Genomic DNA, 25332 nt, shown 5'->3' with positions numbered 1-25332 from the left:
TTATTTTATTTGGCATGTGAACATGCTTTTGTCCTCCAAAAATCCTTCCAATTTGTCCCCAATTTGTATCGGACCAACTCCAGCTGGAGTACCTGTGTAGATCAAATCTCCTTTCCTTAGCGTTATATATTTGGATACAAATGTGATTAAGCTGTCAAAGTCGAAAATCATATCTGCACTATTTCCTTGCTGTACCGTTTCTTCATTTTTTAACAACGAAAAGTTTATGTTCTCCAAGTTCTCCATGTTTTCCTTTGGAATGAATTCACCAACAACCGCAGAATGATCAAAAGCTTTGGCAAGTTCCCAAGGTAAGCCCTTAGACTTTAACTCCGTCTGTAAGTCTCGAGCAGTAAAATCAATGCCTAGGCCAATCGCATCATAATATTTATGCGCAAACTTTTTTGATACATGCTTGCCTTCATTACAAACCCTGAGGACCAATTCAACCTCAAAATGAACATCCTTACTAAATTCAGGATAATAGAAATCCTTGTTGTCTTTTAAAACTGCAGTATCTGGTTTAAGAAAGATAACTGGTTTTTCTGGAACCGGATTGTTTAACTCTTTGGCGTGGTCAATATAGTTTCTGCCGACTGCAATTATTTTCATATAATTCTGAAGTTTTATGGTAGTTTAATTCTTGCTTCTATAATTTCTAATCACCCTTTCAACTCATTTAAGGATCAATCATACTAACATTGATCCGAATGCTGAATAAGGGCAAAGCAAACTTAAGAAAAGCCAAAAGGTCTAGCAAATTATGCTGAATAATCCACAATGAATTTACATTGACCTTTAGAATGGGTATCCGTTTTGATTCAATAGTACTTATCCCTTAATATGGGCCTAATTAATAATTCATTCACACTTTACCCGGAGCATCGTCGGACCTTGTTCGAAATTTTACGACCAAGATCCGACTGATGTCCGGAGGAGGTCCGAAGAAGGTGCGGCAAAAAGCATAATTTGATCTAAAGTATTTTTGAATGAATATGGAGAAAGCTCCTGTAAATGCGATTGAGAAAAATTCTCTTTCAGGATAACTTTATTGTTAAGCCAATGCTATTTAACATTGGCTTAATGTTAATTGGTTAAATTTGTAGCATGAAAAATATAAATGCAGTTCTATTCGATTTGGATGGAACATTAATTGATTCCGAATTTTTTTATTTCAGTACTTGGGCTCCAATTTTGGAGAATGATTATGGTTTGAAAATTGACTTTGATGAGTGGATCAGCAATTTTGCAGGTCATACCTTGAACCATAATGTTCAAATGCTGAACCAAGAATATAAATTGAATGTGGATGAGGAGGATATGTGGTTCGCCACACGAGCAGGTTATAGCAAGGCGAATATGTCCAATATTCGGTTGATGCCGCATGCTAAAGAAATTTTAGAAGCAGTTCATGCTTCTGGAAAAAAGATAGGTTTAGTGACTTCGAGTTATCAGACCACCGTAGACATTGTCTTGGGTGAACATCAACTATTGGATTACTTTGAGTTTTTTGTAACCCGAGAACAAGTTGAAAATCCTAAGCCCAATGCTGAGCCTTACCTATTGGCAGTCAATAAATTATCTATTCCTAAGGAAGAGATTGTAGTAGTTGAGGATACGAGTACAGGCTGTACGGCGGCAAAAAATGCAGGTTTATACTGTATTACAGTCACTCAACAAGAGGTTGAGAAAAGTCGTTTGAAACATGCTGATGAGTTATTAAACGATTTAGCAGAAGTAAAAAAATCGTTGCTTTCCTTAAATTAAGCGGTTTTCTATCCCTTTAATTTGTAATTTAGGAATCTAGATTATGAATCTTATGGACAGACGGACCGCATTAAAGCAAATGTTTATCGTTGCAGGAGGTATGATGATTGCTACTTCCTGTGATTTTAGTTCGAAATCTCCTTCCATTCAGTTGAATAATGTGAAGCTCGATTTAGAGGATGAACAATTGTTAGCTGAATTGGTAGAGGCTATTATTCCAAAAACTGATAGCCCTGGAGCCAAAGAATTGAACCTTCATCTTTTTGTGATGAAAATGCTGGACGATTGCACGAGTCCGGAAAATCAAAAGAAATTTATAGATGGCTTAGCAGCAGCGGCCAAAATAAAAGGTAAACCGCTGGAAGAACAGCAGGCTTACCTTTTGGCATTGCCTGAAGGTGATGTTTTCTTCTCTGTTCTTAAAGGAAGGACTATTCAAGGGTATAAAAACTCGGAATATGTGATGAAAAATAAATTGGTTTACGAATTGGTTCCTGGAAGATACAACGGAGCTTTAAAAATGAATGCATAATCAATGGCAAACTTAAATATTGATTCAGAAAAAAATCGTAGTTACGATGCCATTGTGATTGGCTCAGGTATTTCAGGTGGCTGGTCCGCTAAGGAATTATGTGAAAAAGGATTAAAAGCATTGGTTCTCGAGCGCGGTCGCGATGTTCAACATGTTAAAGATTATCCTACAACCAATCTTTATCCTTGGGAATTTGAGCATCGTGGCGAAATGCCATATGCTGTTAAACAGGATAATCCAATTGTAAACAGATGCTATGCTTTTCATGAAGATGCAGCGCATTTCTTTGTAAAGGATAAGGAACATCCTTATGTTCAGGAAAAACCATTTGACTGGATTCGAGGCTATCAGGTTGGCGGGAAGTCATTGCTATGGGCGCGACAAACGCAACGTTGGTCGGATTTTGATTTCGATGGCCCTGCAAGGGATGGTTTTGCCGTGGATTGGCCAATTAGATATCAAGATCTGAAACCTTGGTATGACCATGTTGAGCGATTCGCAGGGATTGCTGGTGATAAAGATGGTTTGGCGGAGCTTCCAGATGGCGAGTTTTTGCCTGGTTACCCTTTAAACGTAGTTGAAAAATACTTCAAGCAACAAGTAGAAGGTAAATATCCAGGTAGGAAAGTAATTTCTGCTCGTTGTGCGCACCTTTCTAAGCCAAATCAAATTCATTTGGATCAAGGCCGGGTGCAATGTCAAAATCGTACCTTATGCCAAAGAGGCTGTCCTTTTGGAGGATATTTCAGTTCAAATGCCTCAACTTTACCTTGGGCTGCCAAAACTGGAAACTTGACGGTAAGACCAAATTCAGTGGTGCATTCTATTCTGTACGATGAAAATAAAGGAAAGGCCATAGGAGTGAAGGTTATTGATCGCGAAACCAAAGAGGAGATGGATTTTTATGCCAAAGTCATCTTTGTAAATGCTGCTGCCTTGAACTCGACCTTGTTATTGTTGAACTCTAAATCCAATAGATTCCAGAATGGTTTAGGAAATGATTCGGGAACATTGGGTAAATATGTGGCTTTTCATAATTACAGTGCTAGAATCAGTGGAGAATACGAAGGGATGCTGGAATATAAAACGGATGGTCGAAACCCAGCAGGTGGTGGTTATATTCCAAGATTCCGCAATCTTCATAAGCAAGAAATGGATTTCTTAAGAGGCTATGCTGCAGGCTTTGGAGCATATCGTTCTTCTTGGTCGGATGAATCGGGTATGGGCACGGATCTAAAAAATTCAATTTTAACCCCGAAATATGGGAATTGGGGAGTCGGTTCCCACATGATGGGTGAAACCATTCCGAAGGAATCAAATTATGTGGCTTTAGATACCCAACAAAAAGACGAATGGGGAATTCCATTGCTGAAAATATCAGTTGATTACGACGATAACGATGCAAAAATGAAGAAGGATTATCTGGATACCATGGAGGAGATGTTTACAGCAGCTGGTTTTAAAAATATCCAGCGGAATGAAAGTTCACAAGCTCCTGGATTGGATATCCATGAAATGGGTGGTGCCCGAATGGGGAAAGATCCGAAAACTTCTGTCCTTAATAGTTGGAATCAGATTCATGCCTGTCCGAATGTGTATGTCACGGATGGCGCATGTATGACTTCGACATCCACACAAAATCCTTCCTTGACCTATATGGCATTCTCCGCAAGAGCTGTGGATCATGCAGTCAATGAATTGAAAAAAGGAAATATATAATATCTTTATTCATTGCGGGTCAACTTCGCGGTTGCCCCACAATGAATTTCTAAACCTTTCAGGGTTTTACCTGAATTAATCAACCTATGGAAACCTAGTTTTCCGATTGCTTTTTTATTGTTAATATATCTTAGGCCATGAAGAAATCATTCATTCTAACTGTAATTTGTGTATTGGGGATCATTGGAGTTTATGCTCAGAAAAAGAAGGTAGAACCTACATTCTCGGCGCAAGCTTCCATAACATTGGATTCGATTTACAAGCATTATGGAATCAAGAATGAGGTTTTGCTCAGGGAAAATTACCCTTATGACGATTCATATGAGGCTAGTTACCTAGCCAATCCGAGTCAAGGTAGAAAAGGGAATGCTTATTCCTATTTATGGCCGTTTTCCGGATCTCTATCTGCTCAGGTCGCGAGGTATGAGGAAGATAAAAATCCTAAAATCCTAAACGATATTAAAACGAAGGTATTGCCTGGCTTGGAACATTATTTCGATAAAAGAAGCCCCGTAGGTTATGCCTCTTATGTTAATACTGCAGCTCTATCGGATCGGTTCTACGATGATAATGTGTGGTTAGGGATCGATTTTGCAGACTTGTATCTGACGACCAAAGACAAGTCTTTTCTAAATAAATCGGAGGAAATCTGGCGTTTTGTGGAAAGTGGGATGGATGATAAACTAGGTGGGGGAATATATTGGTGTGAACAGAAAAAAGAGTCTAAAAACACCTGTTCAAATGCTCCGGCGGTCGTTTATTTATTGAAATTATATCAAGGGACAAAAAATAAAGAGTATTTAGAAAAGGCTATAAATCTTTATCAGTGGACCAAAGAAAATTTGGAAGACCCGATGGACCATCTTTACTATGATAATATTTCACTTACAGGGAAAGTGAACAAAACAAAATTTCCATATAATTCGGGGCAGATGTTACAATCGGCTGCCTTGTTATTTAAAATCACGAAGGAGCAAAAATACCTTCAAGATGCGCAATTGATTGCTGCATCGGCTCATGATTATTTCTTCCATTCAAAGGCCCAACATGGAGGGAAGGAATTCCGACTTTTAAAGAACTCTGATGCCTGGTTTATTGCGGTCATGTTAAGGGGTTTTGTAGAGTTGTATCCATTGGACAAAAACCCTGTTTATCTGAATTCATTCAAGGATAATCTGACTCACGCATGGTCTAATCTTCGGGACGAAAATGGTCTTTTCAACAAAGATTGGAAAGGGGAGCGTAAGAGTTCGAAAAAGTGGCTTTTGGACCAGTTAGCGATGGTGGAAATGTATGCTCGGATAGCTTCCATTTAACGACATTAATTGCCTAAATGTTTTAGCTTGTGATATCATAAGTTTTTATTAAAATCATGGTTTAATATTCCTTTATTAAACTTAAAATTCCTATTTTTCCTTAATATCAATAATCGCATTGACAATATTTAACTAATTTTTACGTTATTACTATTGTGTCAATTGGGATTATTCTGATTTAACACGTATACTAAAACGTTTTAGTATTTTTACTTTGTTTGTAAACCTTTTTAAATTATTAAATCATTAACGTTAATTAACATGCCAAACATTTACAGTTCAAAAATGTATCGGAAAGGCTTTGTCAGAGGGAGCATATTGTGCTTTGCTTTGCTGGCCAGCAGTTATGGAAATGCTGCGACGATGCCGTATTCGGAAGCGACTAGAATGGAGAAGGTTGAATTTCAACAGACAGTGACAGGAACCGTTAAGAATGCAAGCACAGGCGATGTACTTTCAGGAGTAACCGTCCGTGTGAAAGGAAAAGAGGCTGCCGTCCAAACCGATGATGCCGGTAATTTTAGCATCGCTGCTGAGAATGGGGATATCCTTCAGATTACCTACCTAGGTTATAAATCGCAAGAATTTCCCGTAACCTCAGCAGTAGCCAATGTAAACCTAAGCCCCGATGAAGAAGCACTTGATGAAGTCGTTGTAGTCGGTTATGGAACGCAAAAACGTAAGGAGATTACTTCTGCCGTGGCATCTGTAAAAGAAAAGGACTTTAACAGAGGGGGAATGCGTAACCCAATGGAATTGGTACAAGGTAAAGTTGCTGGTCTGAATGTTACCAGGACTCAAGGAAGTAACCCGAACTCGGGAACCAATATCCAGTTACGTGGTATGGCATCCCTAAAAGGATCCAATAGTCCATTGGTTGTAATCGATGGTATCCCTGGTGGTAGCCTGGACCTGATCAAACAAGGGGACATCGAGTCCATCGACGTTTTGAAAGATGGTTCTGCTGCGGCAATCTATGGTACGCGAGGAAATGGTGGGGTAATCTTGGTCACAACGAAAAAAGGTAAGGCTGGAACTCCTCAGTTTGAATACTTGACCTATGGACAGACTGAAATCGTAAACCGCAGACCAAGCATGTTGGACGCGGCTCAGTTTAGAGATAAAGTTGTCGTAGGTTTGAATAGACCAAAATCTGATTTGGGTGCTACAACTGACCTATATGATGAATTGATCAATAAGGATAACTTTTCGCATTTCCATAACTTCATTGCCAGCGGCGGTGGAGAAAACTCAACATACCGTGCTTCCTTCAACTATGAACAGGCAAAAGGTGTGGCGAAGGAAAATGGTAAAGAGCAATTTGGTGGTCGTATCAACTTCAGTCAAACAGGATTGAAGGATCGTTTGACCTTGTCAGCTAACATTGCTGCCAACTTTAATAAAGCTAATCTATTGGGTGGACAAACAGGTGATTTTGAACAAGCCATTCAACGTAACCCGACTGCGCCCTTGGTGAATTCTGATGGAACTTTCTTCCAAACCCAGGAATACAATAACTATAACCCGATGAGCCGATTGGCTTATAGGATAAATGAGCGAAACCAACAGACATTCTCTGGAGATGCTCGTTTGAAGTTCAAGATCTTGGACGAATTGAGCGTTTCGGCATTCGGATCTTATGTAAGAGACAACTGGAATGGTCGTGAATTCCGTTCTAAATTAGATTGGGACCAAAGAGAAGACTCAAACTACCAAGGAATGGGATATGCGTATAAGCGCAATGAACTGAACTGGACAAAAACCTTTGAAAGTACGATTGACTATAACAAAACCTTCAACGAGAAACATACCGTTACGGGATTATTAGGCTATAGTTATCAATACTCAACTTTGGAGTGGTTTGACATGAACAATAATGGTTTTACCACCGACGGATTCCTAGATTGGGATTTTAACTCCGGTACTGCCATTACTAATGATAAATTACCTAGACCAGGATTGAATTCATTTAAAGAAGACAATACCCTGATCGCATTCTTTGGACGTGTAAACTACAATTATGCGGATAAGTACTTTGTTACTGCAATTTTGCGTCGCGAAGGATCTTCAAGATTTGGTGCCAACAACAAATGGGGTAATTTCCCAGCGGTTTCAGCAGGTTGGAATATTTCAAACGAAGACTTCTTTACCAACAAAGAAGTGGTTAATGACCTGAAATTACGTGCTGGTTATGGTGTTACAGGTAACCAAGGTATCCCTAACTACCTATCGTTAGTTACCTTAGGTACTGGTGGTGTATATCCGCAGAACGGAATCTATTACCAAACTTACGGTATCTCCACAAACCCGAATCCAGATTTGAAATGGGAGCAAAAAGCAGAAACCAATATCGGGGTTGACTTTGGTATGTTCAATAATCGATTGACGGGTGCTATCGATGTGTACCACAGAAAGACTACCGATTTATTGTATGAATACAATGCGCAGTTGCCTGCTTACGTACAGCCATCGATTTGGTACAACGTAGGTGAAGTGGTGAACAAAGGTATCGAGATCCAATTGACCGGCACACCAATCGCCAATGATAACTTTACATGGCAAGTTGATTTTGCCGGTAACTACCAAAAGAACAAGTTGACCAAACTATCCAGTGATATCTTCAAGAGTAACTGGTTAGAGTTCGGAGGTTTGCCTTCGCCAGGAAACTTGGGTAATGCTATCCGTCTGGAAGAAGGTGGCGAGGTAGGATCATTCTACGGCAAGAGATTCGCTGGATTTGACGATGCTGGAAAATGGTTATTCTACAAAGCTGATGGTTCTACAGCGCATGCTGGCGAAATCAACAATGATGACCTGTCCTATATCGGGAATGGTATTCCAAAATTCCAGGCTTCCCTAGGAAACCGATTCAGTTATAAAGGATTTGACCTGACCGTATTCTTAAGAGGTAAATTCAAATATGATATCTTGAACACTGCAGATATGTATTTTGGAAACCAAAAATGGTTACCGAACAACGTATTGGAGTCTGCATTCGGCAAACATGCTGCCTTGAAGGATGACCCGCAATACTCAGACTACTATTTGGAGAACGGTTCATTTGTTAAGATCGACAATATTACCCTTGGATATACTTTCAACCTTAAGAATGACTATTTGAGGAATTTATATGTGTATATGACCGCAAGAAATCTTGCAACCATTACTTCTTATTCTGGAATTGATCCAGAATTGCAAGATACTGGATTTGATGTAGGTATCGATTCTAGAGGATTCTACCCTAGAACACAATCATGGTCATTGGGATTAAATATTGGTTTTTAAAGAAGTAAATTATGAGATTATTAAATAAACGTACGATACGATTTGCAGCCGTTGCAGTAATAGCGACAGCTGGACTTTCCGCTTGCACCAATTTAGATGAGAATCTATATAGCAAATTAGAACAGGAAAGTTTCTATAAGAATAAATTGGAAGTAGAGCAGGCCGTATTAAGACCATTCACGCACATGCAGGCTTGGTTGGCCCCTACAGGAGGTTCTGGATTTTATTATCATTCCGAATTGGCAGCTGATCAAGTGGCTTGGCCGCAAAAAGGTCGCCATGGTTATGATGGGGGAGACCACTTCCGTATGCACTACCATACCTGGACAGTAAATGAAAATAGACTGAAGAATGCGTGGGATTTGATGTGGACCGGTGTAGGTTTTATCAATAATGCCATTGGGGATATCGAGAAATTGGATTTTGCAAGCATTGGGATGACCCAAGAAGAGATCAATACCGCTGTTGCACAATTGAAAGTATTAAGAGCATACCACTACATGCGCATAATCGATATGTGGGGTAATGTTCCGATTGCAGTTGAGGTGGCTGATAAGCCATTGAACCCAGAGACCAAGACCAGAAAAGAGGTTTTTGATTTTATCAAGACCGAATTGGAGGCTGAGGTTCCGAAGTTGCCAGACTTGACTGCTGAATCAGTGGGTAAAGTAAACCGAGCAGCGGGTTATGCCATGCTTTCGGAGTTATATCTGAATGCACAGAAATGGTCGGGCACTGCCATGTGGGATCAAGCAATTGCTGCATCGGATAAAGTTATTTCAGGTGCTGGCGGCGGAATCGGTGGTACCCCCAAGCTTTCTGCTGACATCAATGCTGCCTTCAGCAATACGAACTCGGCAAATCCAGAGGCGCTATTCCAATTCCAGTTCAGCCGTAAAGGTGGATGGGCTTTTGATTGGGGCGGATTCTATTTCGGATATGATTATATGAAAGAGTCCTTAAACGTAGGTTACGGAGGTTGGAATGCATTCGTGGTTATTCCTACTGCGTTTGACGCTTACAATGCCAAAGACTTAAGAAAGAAAGATTGGTTCTTGTTCGGTCCTCAATATAAATATGGCACTAAAACCCCTGTTTTGGGAACAGAAGAGTATTCTGAACAACCTTTAGTATTCGTTAATTCAATTCGTCGCGAGAGTGAAGGAGATAAAACCTCACAGGGATCGATGGCAGAAGGAGAAGAAAACTCAGGAGCAAGGTTTAACAAGTATAAATCAGGTCGCTTATCGGATGATAACTACCAAGAGAATGATTACCTGATCTACCGTCTGAGCGAGGTTTACTTTAATAAGGCTGAAGCCATCATGCGCAAGAATGGTGGAACGGCAAACCAAGAGGCTGTGAAGTTAATCAATGAGTCTAAGAAGCGCTCATTCGCAGCAGCAGATTGGGCTGCCAACCAATATACTACAGCTACCTTGACCCTAGATGAACTATTGGCTGAACGTGGCCGTGAGTTTATCTTTGAAGGTAAGCGCAGAACCGATCTTATCCGCTTCGGAAAATACACAACCGGAGCATGGTGGGATCATAAAGCAACCAACGATGTCAACAAGGAATTGTTCCCAATTCCACAACAACATATGGCCATCAACCCTAACCTGAAACAAAACCCAGGTTACTAGGAGAGATATGAGATATGAGATATGAGACAGTGGAAAGGAAAAATCGTGGCTATTAATACCTTATAGGTATATTTCAAATATATCCCGGTTGATATCCCAATACTCATATCTCAATACTCATATCTAAAAAAAGACATTTCACGGTTGATATCTCAAATCTCACATCTCAATACTCATATCTATAAAAAAAACTCCCCTCAGTTCAATACTGAGGGGAGTTTTTTTTATAACAAAGAATATTAAATCTCTACGGTAGCATCTAGAATGAAATCTTCATTTTTTAAATGCACGATTTCAGTTGCTTTTTCGTAGTTAGTTGATTTTTTGGAGAAGAAGTCGTGTTGTGTTGTTTCTGTGTTCAGACCGTTCAACACGATTGGGTTTACTTGTTTTACTTCGAAGATTGGATCAAAGCCTAAGTTCATTAGGGCCTTGTTTCCGTTGTAACGTACGTATTCTTTCACCTCAGCGGTTAATCCTACAACAGTGTACAATTCTTCGGTGTATTTAATTTCGTTCTCATACAGATCGTTTAACAAGTCTAAGAAGCGTTGTTTAACTTCTGCTTTGTTCTGTAATCTTGCGAATACCTCTTGTCCGATCAATCCTACGAAAACACCGTGGATAGATTCATCAGCAATAATCTTTTTGATGATATCGGCAGAAGCTACCATTTGTCCTTGACCACATAACCAAAGAGGAAGGAAGAATCCAGAATAGAACAAGAAAGATTCTAACAATACAGACGCACCAAGAGCCATAAATAATTCCTCGTCCGATACATTTTCTTTATCGATAGCACGGTAGTATTTATCGATTGTTGAGGCTTTATATTGTAAGAATTTATTTTGAGATACCCATCCGAATACATCGTTGATTTCATTGGTTGTAGAAACCGTTGTAAAGATGGTAGAATATGATTTTGCGTGGATTGCTTCCATCATACACATGTATGAAAGAACTGCTTTGTTTTGCAATGAGTCGATATGATCGATAATTTTCGGCATACCGGTGTGGCTTTGCAAGGTGTCTAAAAGAGTAAGTCCGCCCAATGCTTTCTTATAACACTCTTTCATGTCCCAACTTAGGCCTTTCCAGCTGTCAATATCTTTGGAAGGGATATATTCTGTATCAATCCAGAATTGTCTGATATTCTGTTCCCAGAACATCAAGGCATAATCGTTGTCTGGTGTATTCCAGTTTACCGCTGTAAATTGTTTGCTCATTGCTATTCTTGTATCTTTTAGTTAAAGAAGCTGAACTGGTTTTATTTCAATTTCCAGTTCAGCTTCTTTGAATTTATAGGTCTTATTTCTTAAGGATTCTGTATTATGCTGAACATGAAATACATTCCTCGATTGTTGATTTACGCGTACGAGTGTAGTATAGAGATTTCAATCCTAACTTGTGCGCGTAGATATAATATTTCGCCAGGTCACGAGTGGAGTCTTTAGAATTGGTGTGAAGGATGGTCGATACACCTTGGTCAATATGACGTTGGATAACCGAGATCAGTTTCAACACTTTCATCTGATCCATATCATAAGCTGATTTGAAATAGAAGTAGTTGTCATTTGTCAAGTACGGCATTGGGTAGTACGTTGTACTATCCCCGTACTCTCTCACTTCGATAATGTCTACAATTGGCATTACAGATGCGGTTGCATTCATAATGTATGAAGTAGATTGGTTCGGAGCGATAGCCAAACGGTAAGCGTGGTAAACACCATGCTCAGCAACTTGTGCTTTTAGGTTTTCCCAATCTTCTTTTGTAGGGATATGAATTCCTTCGAATAATTCCTTCACTTTTTCAGTTTTCGGACTGTATTCTTGAGAAAGATATTTATCGAAATAAGTTCCATCAGCGTAAGCTGATTTCTCAAATCCTACGAATGTTTGCTGACGTTCTTTTGCGATTTCCATGGAAGCTTCGATCGAGTAGTAGTTCATTGCCATGAAGAAAATGTTGGCAAAATCTAATGCTTCAGTCGATTCGTACATGATAAAGCTTTTCGCTAAATAACCATGTAAGTTCATTGCGCCCAATCCTACAGAGTGTAACTCACGGTTTGCTTTAGCAATGGAAGGAACCATTTCAATATTGGTCACATCAGATACTACAGTTAAAGCACGCATAGCGGTTTTAACAGTTTCTTTGATGCGTTTGTTGTCCATTACAGTTGCAATATTCAAGGAACCTAGGTTACAAGAAATTCCGTAACGGATGGTATCTTCTTTACCGTAGATATTGATATCAGAAACTTCTGATACTTGCATGATCTCAGTACAAAGGTTAGAGAATTTCACTTTACCGATTCCATTTAATGCATGGGCACGGTTGGTGTTCTCCTTGAAGAAGATATAAGGGTATCCCGACTCTTTTTGTGTTTGAGCAATCTTCACCAATAGGTGACGGGCATTGATTTTTTTCTTTTTAACGTTTGGATTCGTGATTAACTCATCGTACATCGCATCCATATCGATTTCGTCAAGGTACTGACCGTACTCTTGCATTACTGTATGCGGGTAGATCAAGTAGCAAGGCTCATCTTTCTCAGCAAGCTCCATGAATTTGTCAGGAACGATGATACCGATTGAAAGTGATTTGATACGCACTTTCTCATCTACGTTGATTTTCTTACAATCCAAGAATTCTTCGATATCCGAGTGGAAGATGTTTAAATATACAGCACCAGCACCTGGGCGTTGACCCAATTGGTTTGCATAGGAGAAAGTATCCTCCATGATTTTCATGATTGGTAATACTCCTCCAGCACGTCCTTCTACACCTTTTATCGCTTCACCACGAGCACGGATTTTAGAGATATTGAATGATACCCCACCACCGATAGAAGAAAGCTTCATCGCTGAGTCAACCGCATAACCAATCCCGTTTAGGTTGTCACCAATTTCATCTAAGAAACATGATACCAATTCACCGGAACGTTTTTTTCCAGCGTTCAAGAAAGTCGGGGTAGCGGGCTGATATTCTTGATTGATCATGATTTCGGCATACTCGATAGCTTTTTGCACACCTTCTTCTCTAGCTAGGAATAAGGAAACAGCAACAACGCGGTCTTCATAGCGTTCCAAGAACTTCTCGCCAGAGTCATCACGTAGTGCATAACTTTGGAAGAATTTGAATGCAGCCATAAAAGATTGGAAACGGAATTTTTTGGCGAATACATAATTGTATACCTCCTCCATTTGCTCGAACGTAAACCATTGATAGAAATCGATGTAATAATTGTTTTCTATCAAATAGTCGATTTTTTCCTTTAATGTGTAAAAGAACACTGTGTTCTTATTTACATATTCCAGGAAATAGGCGCGTACAGCCTCCTTGTCTTTATGCAAGCTGAACTCGTCATCATGTTTGATCATGATTTCGTTGTTAAGCAATATCCAGTTTTTCGCTACCTCGTTTGCTATCATAGTACTGATTTTTTATGATGTCAATAAATTGATTAATATCTTCCATTGTTCCTGAAAGTTCGAATTTCATCGCCGTAGGGATGTCGAACAATTCAGATAATTTGTCTGCAGCAATTGCAAAGTTTCTTCCCCAGTTTCGGTTTCCGCTAGAAGTAACTGAGCTAATCAGATGATTTTTATCTTTCATAAAAGCATCCGTTTTCTCAGGAACTTTACCAAAATTAGTGGTATACGTAATTAAATGTCCAGCTTCTTTAATTTCCACACCTTCTTGGATGCGGATGGCTGTCCATCCGGTAATTTGAACCACTTTGTTAATAAAGCGTTCCACATTACCTGTTCGAGAATCATAGTATAAATAAATCATAATTCCTCCGGTTTATGATTACTATAATGCGATTTGATCTAATTCAACAGGATTAAACCCGATAATACGATTTTTGATTTCATCGTTCTCCAATACGATCACAGTAGGTACGGTACGAACTTTAAACTTAACTGCTAATTCAGGCTCGTCGAAAGGGTTAATGGTTTCATAGGCTATACCTTTACTGTCTAGGTATGCCGATACTTGTGCGCATGGCGCACAGTCATTTTTTTCGAATTTAATGATTCTTGCCATGATATATTAAGTTTAAAAGAATTTTAGCTATTTTAAGCTTTGGTCCTTTGATAAATAAAAAAACGTTGATACTTAAGAAGGTTATTTTCTTAAGTAGAACAAATATCCCTTATTTTTCCTCGGTTCGTTAACGATACTTTTCCACATTGATTTTTAAAATCAGGTTAAAACAGGCTTGGTAACATTCGCTTTTTAGTAAAGTGTTGTTTTACAGCGTTGTAGCTATGTTGATAACTTATGATGGATAATTTTTTCCTTTAAATCGTTCCTCTTTTTATTGTCAAATTAGCCCTCATTTTTTGTTAATATTAACCAAAATCGTTATATATTTTTAAAACTAAATTAATAAATAATATATTGTTAGTTTTGTGTAAATCTTAAGCTTGACTTTATTAACAATTGTTAAGAAGTAAGCCCCCGAACCAAGGGTGCCCAATACGAATTATTAAAAATGTTTATGAAATTATGATTATGAAATGTAGATTTTTAGTTCCATTTCTCTTGTTGTTTTCAAGTGTGTCTGCACAAGAGAATGTCACCTTCCAAAAACCATCCGCCGAAATACTTCAATTGGCTGACTTCAAAAGACCTCCCAGTATTCAAATGAGTAGCGACAAAAAATGGGTGCTTTCCATGTATCGCCCTACTTATAAAACCTTATCTGAATTAGGCCTCGAAGAGACCAAATTAGCCGGATTAAGGATCAATGCTAAAGCTCATATATCCAGTACCGAGACTTATTTCGATGCTTTAAGCCTTAGTCCAGCAGGGTCAAAAGAGGTAATTGAAATTGCGCTGCCTGAAAATCCACAGATTTCGAATGTCTCATTCTCACCTGATTCCAAGAAATTAGCTTTTACAAACACCCAAGAGACTGGAGTAGCCTTGTTTGTCTATGATCTTGAAAAAAGAGAGTTGAAAAAGTTAACCGAGTATAACTTGAATGCTGTCATGCATCAGCCATTTATGTGGTATAAGAACTCTGATCGTTTATTGTTGAGTGTCATTGAGGGTTCTGCGGAAGATAAAGTAAGAAACCCAGATGAATTACCAACTGGTCCGGTGGTTTCCAGTTCTTCTGGACAGGTCTCTCAATTGCGTACCTATCAGGATTTATTAAAAAACCCACAGGATGAACGTCAATTTGAGAATTTGGTGAATTCAAAACTTGTGTGGTTAAGTTTGGATGGAAATCAAGAACCGTTTAGAAATGCTGATCTCCACATGTGGTCATCGGTTTCTCCCGATGGACAATATGTCTTGGTTACGACCTTGAAGAAACCTTTTTCATATGTGGTTACCTATGGTAGCTTCCCAAGTGAAACAAATGTTTATGATCTGAAAGGAAATCTGATTAAACAGGTGAATGCTACTCCATTGATGGAAGTTATGCCTAAAGGTTTCTCTTCGACACGTCCGGGCAAACGTTCTTTATCATGGCGTACGGATAAACCAGCTACCTTGGCTTTTGTTCAGGCATTGGATGGGGGAGATGCGAATAAGCCTGCAGAATTCAGGGATGAATTATTTGTTTGGGATGCACCATTTAACGCCGAACCTAAATCTTTGATTAAGATCAAGGACCGTTATGCTGGAACGCTTTGGGGTAATGATCAATATGCGTTGGTCTATAGCCAATGGTATGACACCAGAAATGGAAAAACCTACTTGTTGGATCCTAGTACTGGTAAAAACCAAGTGATTTATGATTTGAATGTTCAGGATATTTATTCTGATCCAGGAACTCCTTATCGTGATAAAAATCAATATGGTGCTTACAGCATGTATATTAAAAATGGTAAGTCCTATTGGATCGGTGATGGATATACTAAAGAGGGAGAATTTCCATTTATTGATGAATATGATTTCAAGACCCAAAAGAAGAAACGTATTTATACGGCTAAGGAATCGAATATGCAGGAACGAATTTCATCGGTTATCGACATGGATAAAGGTGATATCTTGGTTTCTCTGCAGTCGCCTACGGATTTTCCGAATTATTATTCTAAGAACATCAAATCTGGAAAGCAGAAGGCAGTTACTGAAATTGCTAATCCTTTTCAATCCTTGGATAAAGTTCATAAGGAAGTGTTGAATTATAAGCGTAAGGATGGTGTAGATCTTTCTGGAACTTTGTATCTGCCTGCTGGTTATGATATGAACAAGAAAGAGAAATTGCCGCTATTAATTTGGGCATATCCTAGAGAATATAAGGACAAGAACACCGCTGGTCAAAGCACCAATAATCCGAAGTTATTTACATTCCCAAGTTATGGGTCATTTATTTATTGGGTAGCAAAAGGATATGCAGTATTGGATAATGCGGCTTTCCCGATCGTAGGCGAGGGGACACAGGAACCCAATGACAACTTTATCGAGCAATTGGTTGGTAATGCTGAAGCAGCAATCAATGCGGTAGATGAACTAGGATATGTTGATAAAAATAAGGTCGCGGTTGGAGGCCACTCATATGGTGCCTTTATGACGGCGCATCTTTTAAGTAATTCGAAGTTATTCGCTGCGGGGATCGCTCGTTCTGGCGCATACAATCGGACTTTAACACCATTTGGTTTCCAGAGTGAGCAAAGGAATTTATGGGATGATCCTAATTTATATATCACGATGTCTCCATTCTTTAGTGCTGATAAGATGAAAACGCCAATGTTATTGGTGCATGGAGCTGCTGATAATAACCCTGGAACATTTACTCTTCAAACAGAGCGTTATTTCCAGGCTTTAAAGAACCTTGGAGCGCCTGTGAGGATGGTATTATTGCCGCGTGAATCTCATGGCTATGCTGCAAAAGAGAATATCTTCCATTTGCTTTGGGAACAAGATCAGTTCTTGGAAAAGTATGTGAAGAACAAACAATAGGTTACTATTGATTTAAAAAGAAGGAGTCCTTTTCAACAAAGGACTCCTTTTGTTTATTTATCTGCTTTGACATTCATCGACAAGGCATAATTACCCCAAGCCAGATGGATTTTTCCATCTTTATCGGCAGTGATTTTTAGACGTTCCAAATTATCGGCGTTCTCTTCATTGTCGACAACAATTCGCAATGCGTCGTCTTTTTGGTCATATTGGGTTCCCCATTGCTTCCAGGTTTTATTAAAGATAACTGTAGTTTGCTCCTCTCCGGGAATAGAATAAAGACTATATTTTCCGGCAGGAAGCTTCTGACCATTTACCTGAACATTTTTATCAAATTCAACAGTAGTTGCTTCATTAGCGCCGGTTCTCCATACTTCGCCGATTTTGGCAAGGTCTACACCTAATTTTCTGCCCTTAAGGGAAGGGCTGCTGTAGTTGATAGCAATATTTACTCCATCCGAAGTGGTGACTATTGCGCTATCCGGAGGACTTGCTTTTGGTTTTTTTTCTTGTGCTTGCGTTAATGAAAAACTGCAAAGCAAGGTGAAAATTAATAAGATAGTTGATGCTTTCATTGTGTGTGTGATTTTGGTTTATAATATTATAATAAACTGAAAATAAGCAATTTTGTTGTGAGTTGGGCTGAGAAAAAACGCTTGAAAAGTGTTAGAATTAAGAATTTAAGAAAACATTAGGATTTGTTTACACTTCTTAACAGTTAATCTTTCTAATATTGAGAATACTTTGCAAGTTATGGAGTATGTTTTTAGTTAGTTTATTAAGTAAGATTAACAATCTTTTTTAGAACATCAGTTTGAATGGCGCAACGGGAAATATGCTTTCAAATTGATGTTCTAATCTTTTATGGAAATAGGATGGGAGGAATTCCAAACTTTTAACAGTCTAGTTGACTAAATATTTATTTCTTGTTTTGTAACAAATAAGTCAAAAAATTGATAATATCTGTAAAATAAAAAAGCAACGACCATAAGATATAATAGCCGTTGCATCTACTTTATTTTGGAGGGTTAGTTGCGTTTTTAGACCAAATACTCAAATAATGTCTGGTCTTTATTCACTTCGATAAAGTCAAATTTGTAAGACTTTAATCGTTCTATAAAGGTAATATAGTCATTTGGATCATTTAATTCAATACCAATTAACGCAGGACCTCTTTCTCTTTCTGTTTTTTTAATGTACTCAAAACGAGTGATATCATCCTTCGGACCTAATACCTCAGTTACCAATAACTTCAATGCGCCTGGTCTTTGTGGGAAACGAACGATAAAATAATGTTTGAAACCTTCATATAATAAGGAAAGTTCCTTGATTTCACTCATTCTATCGATATCATTGTTTCCTCCGGAAACAATACAAACGACCTTTTTACCTTTGATTTCCTCTTTATGGAAATCCAAAGCAGCAATGGATAGAGCACCAGCAGGTTCTGCAACTATCGCATCCTTGTTGTATAATTCTAGGATAGTTGTACAGATTTTACCTTCAGGAATGGATTTAACGCTATCAAGCAATTGCGAACTGATATCAAATGTAATTGCACCAATCTTTTTCACCGCAGCACCATCTACAAACTTATTGATATGCTCTAGTTCGATAGGTCCACCGTTTTCTAATGCGGCTTGCATGGAAGGAGCTCCTTCAGGTTCTACCCCATAGCATTTTACATTTGGAGCATACTTACGCATATGATAGCTTACTCCAGAGGATAATCCTCCACCTCCTATTGGAATGAAAACAGCATCCACATCTGGAAGGTCTTCTAAAATCTCTACTGCAACAGTCCCTTGGCCTTCAATAACCTTCAAGTCATCAAAAGGAGGGATAAAGGTCATGTTATGTTCCTTGGTAAACTCTAATGCTGCTCTTTGACAGTCATCAAAAGTATCACCAGTAAGAACAATCTGAATATTTCCATTTCCCCACATCTCAGTTTGTGTGATTTTCTGTCTTGGGGTAGGACCAGGCATAAAGATTACGCCTTTAATATCTAATTTTTTGCAAGATAGAGCCACGCCTTGCGCGTGATTCCCAGCACTAGCACATACAACACCTCTTTCTCTTTCTTCTTGTGAAAGACTGCAGATTTTGTTGAATGCACCACGAAGTTTATAAGATCTTACAACTTGTAAGTCCTCTCTTTTTAGATAGACTTCTGCTCCGTATTTTTCAGAAAGGTGAAGGTTGTACTGCAATGGAGTACGGGTAACCACATCCTTGATCTGCTCTTTAGCCGCTATCGAGTCTATGGTCAATGTTGATAAATCCAAGCTCATTCTATTCCGTTCGTTTGTTTAGGTGGTTAAAAAGGCTGGTTAACCAGCCTTTTTATTAATTTTCTTTTACTAATATCAACAAATCATCATCGCAGATTTCCTTTTTAGCATCCGCTAATACTAGGAATCTTTGATAGCAATCTGCTAATTTATCTTTGTCTAGATTGTATCCTAGACGTTCTAAGTGATGTTTTAAAGCATGTCTTCCTGAGCGAGCTGTCAAAATGATATCCGCTTCAGCTAAGCCTACGTCCTCAGGACGGATGATCTCGTAGTTCTCACGATGTTTTAAGAATCCATCCTGATGGATACCTGAGCTGTGTGCAAAGGCATTACGACCAACGATAGCCTTATTCGGTTGAACCGGCATATTCATCATCTCGCTTACTTTTCTAGATAGATAAGTAAACATGGTGCTGTCAATGTTTGAAGATAATCCTCCGAATGCTTGCTTGTGAACTTTCAAGATCATGGCAACTTCCTCTAAAGAGGTATTCCCAGCACGTTCACCAATACCATTGATGGTACATTCTACCTGACGTGCTCCATTTTGAATTGCTGCAATAGAATTCGCAGTAGCCAAGCCTAGGTCATTATGACAGTGGGCAGAGATGATTGCTTGATCAATATTCTTAACGTTCTCTTTAAGATATTTAATCTTTGAACCGTATTGATCTGGTAAGCAATAGCCATTTGTATCAGGAATATTGACTACAGTAGCACCTGCAGCAATTACGCCTTCAATCATTTTCGCTAAGAATTCTAAATCCGCTCGGCCAGCATCTTCAGCGTAAAACTCTACATCTTCAACATAAGATTTAGCATGTTTTACAGCAGCAACAGCACGTTCTAGGATTTCTTCACGAGTACTATTGAATTTATATTTAATGTGCATGTCTGAAGAACCGATTCCAGTATGGATACGCGGTCTTTTCGCATATTGTAATGCTTCAGCGGCCACATCGATATCGTTCATGTTAGCACGGGTAAGCGCACAGATGATCACATCATTAACAGCCTTAGATAGTTCGACTACCGATTGGAAATCTCCAGGGCTAGAAACAGGGAATCCTGCCTCAATAATATCAACCCCTAAGCGTTCCAAATCTTTGGCAATTTCGATTTTCTCAGGAGTTGTCAATTGGCAACCCGGTACTTGCTCACCGTCACGTAATGTCGTATCGAAAATGTATAAGTGATTAGGATCGTGTAACATATTGTTTCAATTTATGTTTATACCTTGATTAATTCTATTTTAAAAATTCTAAAACTTTAGCACCCATTTCTTTGGTACCTAAGATCTTGTCAGATGGAGTATTCGCATTCGCGATATCGCCAGTTCTCCAGCCTGCCTTTAATGTTTCCGCAACAGCATTGGTTACCTCTTTCGCTTCTTCTTGTAAGCCGAACGCAATGTCCAACATCAATGCTGCAGAAAGAATAGATGCCAATGGGTTTGCTTTATTTTGTCCAGCAATGTCATGTGCAGATCCGTGAATTGGTTCAAAGAAGCCAGTACCATCACCTACAGATGCAGAAGCTAACATTCCCATTGATCCAGCAATTTGAGAGGCCTCATCCGTTAGGATGTCACCAAATAAGTTTGCTGTCAATACAACATCAAATTTCTTCGGATTCTTTACCAATTGCATTGCTGCATTGTCGATAAACATATGTTCGGTTTCAACATCTGGATATTCCTTGGCAATTTCCTGAACGACCTCTCTCCAAAGTCTTGAGGTTTCCAAAACATTAGCTTTATCTACCGAACATAATTTCTTACTTCTCGTTCTAGCCGCATCAAATGCTTTACGAGCAATTCTATCAACTTCATAACGATTGTAATTCATCAAGTCTGAAGCGAAAGTATTATCCTCATTACGTTTCTTCTCACCAAAGTAAACATCACCAGTCAACTCGCGGAAGAATAGAATATCCGTTCCACGCAATACTTCTGGTTTTAAGCTAGAAGCATCCAATAACTCATCGAATAATAGGATAGGACGAAGGTTTGCATATAAACCTAATTCCTTACGGATTTTCAATAAGCCTTGTTCAGGACGTACCTTTGCCGAAGGGTCATTGTCATACTTGGCATGACCAATCGCACCAAATAGAATCGCATCCGAAGCTTTCGCTTTTTCTAATGTTTCATCCGGAAGTGGATTTCCAGTTGCTTCAATAGCAGTATGGCCCATGATTGCCTCGTCGAAAATAAATTCGTGATTATATTTCTCGGCAATTGTATTTAGAACTTCTTTTCCCCAGCTGGTAACTTCTTGTCCGATACCATCACCGGGAATAATAAGAATGTTTTTCTTCATGTGTTATAAAACGTTTTCTATTATGTTTTCTAAGGCAATTACTTCGCCTTTTTCTAATATTATTCTTTTTTCGATGCAGCTTGGAAGCTGACTTTCATAATGACCAACATAGATTAATGTTTTGCCATGCTGACAAAGTTCATCAACTACATCGTTGAAATATTTAGCTTGTTGAGCATCTAATCCTTGACAAGGTTCATCCAGCACCAATAGTGGTGGATTCTTGATGATGCTCCTTGCAAGCATGGCCAAGCGTTGTTTCCCTAATGGCAAAGTATGTAGCAATTGGTCCTTATGTTCTGTGAGATCAAAAAATGCCATCAGCTCCTCAATCTGTTTCTTCTCTTGAAATTTTACATCAATAAACCAACCTATACTGTCGTAAAATCCCGAAGCCAAGGTATGCCAAACTGTTGCATTCTGATCAAAGTACCAATGCATCTCAGGTGATATCATTCCAATTTTTTGTTTGATATCCCAGATGCTTTCCCCAGAGCCACGTTTGTTTCCGAACAACTCAATGTCCAAGCCATACGATTGCGGGTGGTCACCATTAATTAAACTCAACAATGTTGATTTCCCCGACCCATTAGGCCCTTGCAACAACCATTTTTCCCCTACATCTACGCGCCATGATACTTTATTTAACACCACCTTGTCACCATATCTGATAATGATATCTTTTAGGTTCGCAACGGTGTCATAATTCGTAACAGGCACTTTATGCAAAAAGGAAGGTAATTCCTTTTTTATTCTTTTTTCATCCTGAATGATTTCATCAAAGGAACCTAAGGTTTCAATTTGACCATCTACGATATGAGCGTATCTATTGATAGACTTTGGTAGTTGTTTATCATTCGAAATGATGATCAACTGCACTCCCTCTTCAACAAGCTCATCCAACCAGATGTTCAATTCCACTCTTGACTGCTTATCCAAACCCGTATAAGGTTCATCAATAATCAAAAGCTGCGGTTTCAACCAAAGGAATTTCAATAATTGAAGCTTCTTATGCTCGCCACTTGACAATTCAATCAATTGCGAATCCATGGTATGTGCAAAGCCCATGGCTACAATCTTGTCTTGAATATCTTCAAGGTTTAATGCTTCTTTTTTTGCGAAATGAAGTAATTCAGCCTTAACAGTAAGCGTATCATTTCCTTGATGACGATTATAGCGTTGTTGGTAATAAAAGTTTCTATCGCCTTCCAAATTGGTAAACTGATACCAATTGGATACATAGATGACTTTTTCCAATAGGGGCGAGTTTCCATCAAATATTACTTTAATGTCGCCAGAACCACTGATTAAACCAGCAATTGCTTTTGCCAAGGTCGTTTTTCCAGAACCACTTTTCCCTGCTAACACATAATTCTCAGATGCGGATATAGTCCAAGACAAATCGTTCAAAACGGTGGTAAGACCGTATGAAACTGATAGATTTGATATTTGGACCTGAGTTGCCATTATCTGTTAAGTTCGAAAGCTTCGATATCACTTTTTTGACTCAAGATATAATCGATATCATCATAGCCATTGATTAAGCATGATTTTTTATAAGGATTAATCTCAAATGAATAAGTCTCATCCGTACCTTCAATCGTAATGGTTTGTGCTTCTAAATCCACTTGTAATTCAGTATCTGGATTAGCAAATACCTTATCAAAGATTTTTTCCAAAAAGCTTTCCGGTACAGTGATTGGCAATACTCCATTATTTAATGCATTGCCTTTGAAGATATCTGCGAAGAATGAACTCACTACTACATCAAATCCATAATCCTGAATTGCCCAAGCAGCGTGTTCACGTGATGAACCACAACCGAAGTTCTTACCAGCAACTAGGATTTTCCCTTTATAAGTAGGGTTATTCATAACGAAGTCCGCTTTCGGATGGTCTTCACTATCGAAGCGCCAATCACGGAATAAGTTGTTTCCAAATCCTTCACGGGTTGTTGCCTTTAGGAAACGCGCCGGGATAATCTGGTCGGTATCAATATTTTCAATCGGTAGAGGAACTACACGAGAGGATAATTTTTCAAATTTTTTCATGATTCTAATTCTTTACACTAATTCTCTAACGTCTACAATTTTACCAGTTACAGCGGCAGCTGCTGCGGTAAGCGGGCTTACCAGCATTGTGCGTGCATTTGGTCCTTGTCTTCCCTCAAAGTTTCTGTTCGAAGTAGAAACACAATATTTACCAGCAGGGATTTTATCTTCATTCATACCTAAACATGCCGAGCAGCCAGGTTCACGAAGCATAAATCCAGCTTCTTCAAAAATCTTGTCTATTCCTTCTTGTTTCGCTTGTGCTTCCACCTGTTTTGATCCTGGAACAATCCATACCTCTACATTATCAGCTTTATGCTTACCTTGTACAAAGGCAGCAACCTGACGTAGGTCTTCAATACGTGAGTTCGTACAGCTTCCGATAAATACATAATCCACCGGTTTGCCGATTATTGACTCCCCATCCTCAAAGCCCATATATCCTAAAGCTTTTTGATAAGATGGACGTTCATTCTCAGGCTGAGAACTAGTCGTAGGAATAGATTCTGTAATGCCGATACCCATTCCTGGATTCGTACCATAGGTAATCATCGGTTGGATATCCGCAGCATCAAATGTTAATACCTCATCAAATTGAGCATCTTCATCTGAATATAATGTTTGCCAATAAGCTAAAGCTTTATCCCATTCTTCACCTTTCGGAGCAAACTCTCTGCCTTTGATATAATCAAATGTAGTTTGGTCAGGAGCGATTAAACCACCACGAGCACCCATTTCAATACTCATATTACAGATGGTCATACGACCTTCCATACTTAAAGAACGAATTGCAGATCCTGCGTATTCAACGAAATAACCAGTCCCACCTGCAGCAGAAATCTTAGAGATAATGTATAGGATAATATCTTTCGCTCCCACACCTTTCCCTAATTCACCATTCACTTCAATTTTCATGGTTTTAGGTTTTTGCTGCAATAAACATTGAGTAGCAAATACCTGTTCTACCTGAGAAGTACCAATACCGAACGCAATGGCACCAAATGCACCATGAGTGGAGGTATGGCTATCACCACATACCATTGTTTTTCCTGGCAAAGTGATTCCTAATTCAGGACCTATCACATGCACGATCCCTTGGTAAGGATGTCCTAGACCATAAAGTTCAATACCGAATTCCTTACAGTTTTTGGTCAGCATGTCTACTTGGTAGCGAGAAAGTTCTTCTTTGATTGGCAAATGCTGATTTAATGTTGGGACATTATGATCGGCAGTTGCTACAGTTTGATTTGGACGGAATACAGGCAATCCTCTTTTGCGCAATCCATCAAAGGCCTGTGGAGAGGTCACTTCATGAATTAAGTGGGTGTCGATATATATAATATCAGGGAACCCTTCTTGACGCTTGACGACGTGTGCATCCCAAATTTTTTCTACTAATGTTTTTCCCATTTTTCTCTTTATCTCTTGTTGGTTTGAAATTTTAAAGGGGGTAAAATCAAAATTTGA

19 protein-coding genes are annotated in these 25332 nt (G+C 38.9%); 7 read left to right on the top strand and 12 right to left on the bottom strand.

Annotated features, from left to right (window positions below):
• Positions 1–612, bottom strand: a complete 612-nt coding sequence (locus ACF3OC_RS15900; protein WP_392469832.1) for a fumarylacetoacetate hydrolase family protein — start codon at positions 610–612, stop codon at positions 1–3.
• A gap of 495 nt (positions 613–1107) precedes the next feature.
• On the opposite strand from ACF3OC_RS15900, the gene ACF3OC_RS15895 reads away from it, so the two are divergent.
• The 6 genes from ACF3OC_RS15895 to ACF3OC_RS15870 all read left to right on the top strand — a co-directional run bounded on the left by ACF3OC_RS15895 (position 1108) and on the right by ACF3OC_RS15870 (position 10265).
• On the top strand, positions 1108–1767 hold the full coding sequence (locus ACF3OC_RS15895) for an HAD family hydrolase (RefSeq protein ID WP_392469831.1): 660 nt from the start codon (positions 1108–1110) through the stop codon (positions 1765–1767).
• Positions 1768–1819: 52 nt separating this feature from the next.
• Positions 1820–2299 carry a gluconate 2-dehydrogenase subunit 3 family protein gene (locus ACF3OC_RS15890; protein ID WP_392469829.1) on the top strand — a complete coding sequence of 160 codons (480 nt, stop codon included), beginning with the start codon at positions 1820–1822 and terminating at the stop codon, positions 2297–2299.
• A 3-nt stretch (positions 2300–2302) separates the two neighbouring features.
• On the top strand, positions 2303–4018 hold the full coding sequence (locus ACF3OC_RS15885) for a GMC oxidoreductase (protein ID WP_392469828.1): 1716 nt from the start codon (positions 2303–2305) through the stop codon (positions 4016–4018).
• A gap of 137 nt (positions 4019–4155) precedes the next feature.
• Positions 4156–5334, top strand: coding sequence for a glycoside hydrolase family 76 protein (locus ACF3OC_RS15880; RefSeq protein ID WP_392469827.1), 1179 nt, complete (start codon positions 4156–4158; stop codon positions 5332–5334).
• Positions 5335–5595: 261 nt separating this feature from the next.
• A complete protein-coding gene (locus ACF3OC_RS15875; protein ID WP_392469825.1) occupies positions 5596–8619 on the top strand; it encodes a SusC/RagA family TonB-linked outer membrane protein in 3024 nt (1007 codons plus the stop codon).
• Positions 8620–8630: 11 nt separating this feature from the next.
• Positions 8631–10265, top strand: coding sequence for a RagB/SusD family nutrient uptake outer membrane protein (locus ACF3OC_RS15870; protein ID WP_392469824.1), 1635 nt, complete (start codon positions 8631–8633; stop codon positions 10263–10265).
• A gap of 239 nt (positions 10266–10504) precedes the next feature.
• Here the strand turns inward: ACF3OC_RS15870 and nrdF are convergent, their stop codons facing one another.
• From nrdF to ACF3OC_RS15850, 4 genes are all read right to left on the bottom strand, one after another.
• Positions 10505–11491, bottom strand: a complete 987-nt coding sequence (gene nrdF / locus ACF3OC_RS15865; RefSeq protein WP_392469822.1) for a class 1b ribonucleoside-diphosphate reductase subunit beta — start codon at positions 11489–11491, stop codon at positions 10505–10507.
• Positions 11492–11594: 103 nt separating this feature from the next.
• Positions 11595–13700, bottom strand: a complete 2106-nt coding sequence (gene nrdE / locus ACF3OC_RS15860; RefSeq protein ID WP_094257819.1) for a class 1b ribonucleoside-diphosphate reductase subunit alpha — start codon at positions 13698–13700, stop codon at positions 11595–11597.
• Positions 13660–14067, bottom strand: coding sequence for a class Ib ribonucleoside-diphosphate reductase assembly flavoprotein NrdI (gene nrdI, locus ACF3OC_RS15855; RefSeq protein ID WP_179221476.1), 408 nt, complete (start codon positions 14065–14067; stop codon positions 13660–13662). The genes nrdE and nrdI overlap by 41 nt, the downstream gene beginning before the upstream one ends.
• Before the next feature lie 21 nt (positions 14068–14088).
• Positions 14089–14322, bottom strand: coding sequence for a glutaredoxin domain-containing protein (locus tag ACF3OC_RS15850; protein WP_094257818.1), 234 nt, complete (start codon positions 14320–14322; stop codon positions 14089–14091).
• 471 nt (positions 14323–14793) lie between these two features.
• On the opposite strand from ACF3OC_RS15850, the gene ACF3OC_RS15845 reads away from it, so the two are divergent.
• A complete protein-coding gene (locus ACF3OC_RS15845) occupies positions 14794–17196 on the top strand; it encodes a prolyl oligopeptidase family serine peptidase (RefSeq protein WP_392469821.1) in 2403 nt (800 codons plus the stop codon).
• A 53-nt stretch (positions 17197–17249) separates the two neighbouring features.
• Here the strand turns inward: ACF3OC_RS15845 and ACF3OC_RS15840 are convergent, their stop codons facing one another.
• From ACF3OC_RS15840 to leuC, 7 genes are all read right to left on the bottom strand, one after another.
• Positions 17250–17771 (bottom strand): DUF2911 domain-containing protein, encoded by a 522-nt coding sequence (locus tag ACF3OC_RS15840; protein WP_094257817.1) that lies wholly within the window; start codon positions 17769–17771, stop codon positions 17250–17252.
• A 465-nt stretch (positions 17772–18236) separates the two neighbouring features.
• On the bottom strand, positions 18237–19490 hold the full coding sequence (gene ilvA / locus ACF3OC_RS15835; RefSeq protein ID WP_094257816.1) for a threonine ammonia-lyase IlvA: 1254 nt from the start codon (positions 19488–19490) through the stop codon (positions 18237–18239).
• 55 nt (positions 19491–19545) lie between these two features.
• On the bottom strand, positions 19546–20706 hold the full coding sequence (locus ACF3OC_RS15830) for a 2-isopropylmalate synthase (protein WP_094257815.1): 1161 nt from the start codon (positions 20704–20706) through the stop codon (positions 19546–19548).
• 34 nt (positions 20707–20740) lie between these two features.
• Positions 20741–21814, bottom strand: a complete 1074-nt coding sequence (gene leuB / locus ACF3OC_RS15825) for a 3-isopropylmalate dehydrogenase (RefSeq protein ID WP_094257814.1) — start codon at positions 21812–21814, stop codon at positions 20741–20743.
• Between the two features lie 3 nt (positions 21815–21817).
• Complete coding sequence (locus ACF3OC_RS15820) at positions 21818–23281, bottom strand: ATP-binding cassette domain-containing protein (protein WP_392469820.1); 1464 nt, start codon at positions 23279–23281, stop codon at positions 21818–21820.
• Positions 23281–23865 (bottom strand): 3-isopropylmalate dehydratase small subunit, encoded by a 585-nt coding sequence (leuD, locus tag ACF3OC_RS15815; RefSeq protein WP_094257812.1) that lies wholly within the window; start codon positions 23863–23865, stop codon positions 23281–23283. Before leuD ends, ACF3OC_RS15820 begins: the two co-directional genes overlap by 1 nt.
• Positions 23866–23877: 12 nt before the next feature.
• Positions 23878–25275 carry a 3-isopropylmalate dehydratase large subunit gene (leuC, locus tag ACF3OC_RS15810; RefSeq protein ID WP_094257811.1) on the bottom strand — a complete coding sequence of 466 codons (1398 nt, stop codon included), beginning with the start codon at positions 25273–25275 and terminating at the stop codon, positions 23878–23880.
• Positions 25276–25332: the final 57 nt, after the last annotated feature.

Origin of the sequence: Sphingobacterium cellulitidis (assembly GCF_043187465.1) — a bacterium.
Lineage (GTDB): Bacteria > Bacteroidota > Bacteroidia > Sphingobacteriales > Sphingobacteriaceae > Sphingobacterium > Sphingobacterium cellulitidis.
This window is presented reverse-complemented; position numbering and strand designations above follow the sequence as displayed.

What these genes read in the sequence shown, in the direction of transcription:
- ACF3OC_RS15900 (WP_392469832.1), bottom strand. Translation starts at nt 612, where the DNA reads ATGAAAATAATTGCAGTCGGCAGAAACTATATTGACCACGCCAAAGAG.
- ACF3OC_RS15895 (WP_392469831.1), top strand. Translation starts at nt 1,108, where the DNA reads ATGAAAAATATAAATGCAGTTCTATTCGATTTGGATGGAACATTAATT.
- ACF3OC_RS15890 (WP_392469829.1), top strand. Translation starts at nt 1,820, where the DNA reads ATGGACAGACGGACCGCATTAAAGCAAATGTTTATCGTTGCAGGAGGT.
- ACF3OC_RS15885 (WP_392469828.1), top strand. Translation starts at nt 2,303, where the DNA reads ATGGCAAACTTAAATATTGATTCAGAAAAAAATCGTAGTTACGATGCC.
- ACF3OC_RS15880 (WP_392469827.1), top strand. Translation starts at nt 4,156, where the DNA reads ATGAAGAAATCATTCATTCTAACTGTAATTTGTGTATTGGGGATCATT.
- ACF3OC_RS15875 (WP_392469825.1), top strand. Translation starts at nt 5,596, where the DNA reads ATGCCAAACATTTACAGTTCAAAAATGTATCGGAAAGGCTTTGTCAGA.
- ACF3OC_RS15870 (WP_392469824.1), top strand. Translation starts at nt 8,631, where the DNA reads ATGAGATTATTAAATAAACGTACGATACGATTTGCAGCCGTTGCAGTA.
- nrdF (WP_392469822.1), bottom strand. Translation starts at nt 11,491, where the DNA reads ATGAGCAAACAATTTACAGCGGTAAACTGGAATACACCAGACAACGAT.
- nrdE (WP_094257819.1), bottom strand. Translation starts at nt 13,700, where the DNA reads ATGATAGCAAACGAGGTAGCGAAAAACTGGATATTGCTTAACAACGAA.
- nrdI (WP_179221476.1), bottom strand. Translation starts at nt 14,067, where the DNA reads ATGATTTATTTATACTATGATTCTCGAACAGGTAATGTGGAACGCTTT.
- ACF3OC_RS15850 (WP_094257818.1), bottom strand. Translation starts at nt 14,322, where the DNA reads ATGGCAAGAATCATTAAATTCGAAAAAAATGACTGTGCGCCATGCGCA.
- ACF3OC_RS15845 (WP_392469821.1), top strand. Translation starts at nt 14,794, where the DNA reads ATGAAATGTAGATTTTTAGTTCCATTTCTCTTGTTGTTTTCAAGTGTG.
- ACF3OC_RS15840 (WP_094257817.1), bottom strand. Translation starts at nt 17,771, where the DNA reads ATGAAAGCATCAACTATCTTATTAATTTTCACCTTGCTTTGCAGTTTT.
- ilvA (WP_094257816.1), bottom strand. Translation starts at nt 19,490, where the DNA reads ATGAGCTTGGATTTATCAACATTGACCATAGACTCGATAGCGGCTAAA.
- ACF3OC_RS15830 (WP_094257815.1), bottom strand. Translation starts at nt 20,706, where the DNA reads ATGTTACACGATCCTAATCACTTATACATTTTCGATACGACATTACGT.
- leuB (WP_094257814.1), bottom strand. Translation starts at nt 21,814, where the DNA reads ATGAAGAAAAACATTCTTATTATTCCCGGTGATGGTATCGGACAAGAA.
- ACF3OC_RS15820 (WP_392469820.1), bottom strand. Translation starts at nt 23,281, where the DNA reads ATGGCAACTCAGGTCCAAATATCAAATCTATCAGTTTCATACGGTCTT.
- leuD (WP_094257812.1), bottom strand. Translation starts at nt 23,865, where the DNA reads ATGAAAAAATTTGAAAAATTATCCTCTCGTGTAGTTCCTCTACCGATT.
- leuC (WP_094257811.1), bottom strand. Translation starts at nt 25,275, where the DNA reads ATGGGAAAAACATTAGTAGAAAAAATTTGGGATGCACACGTCGTCAAG.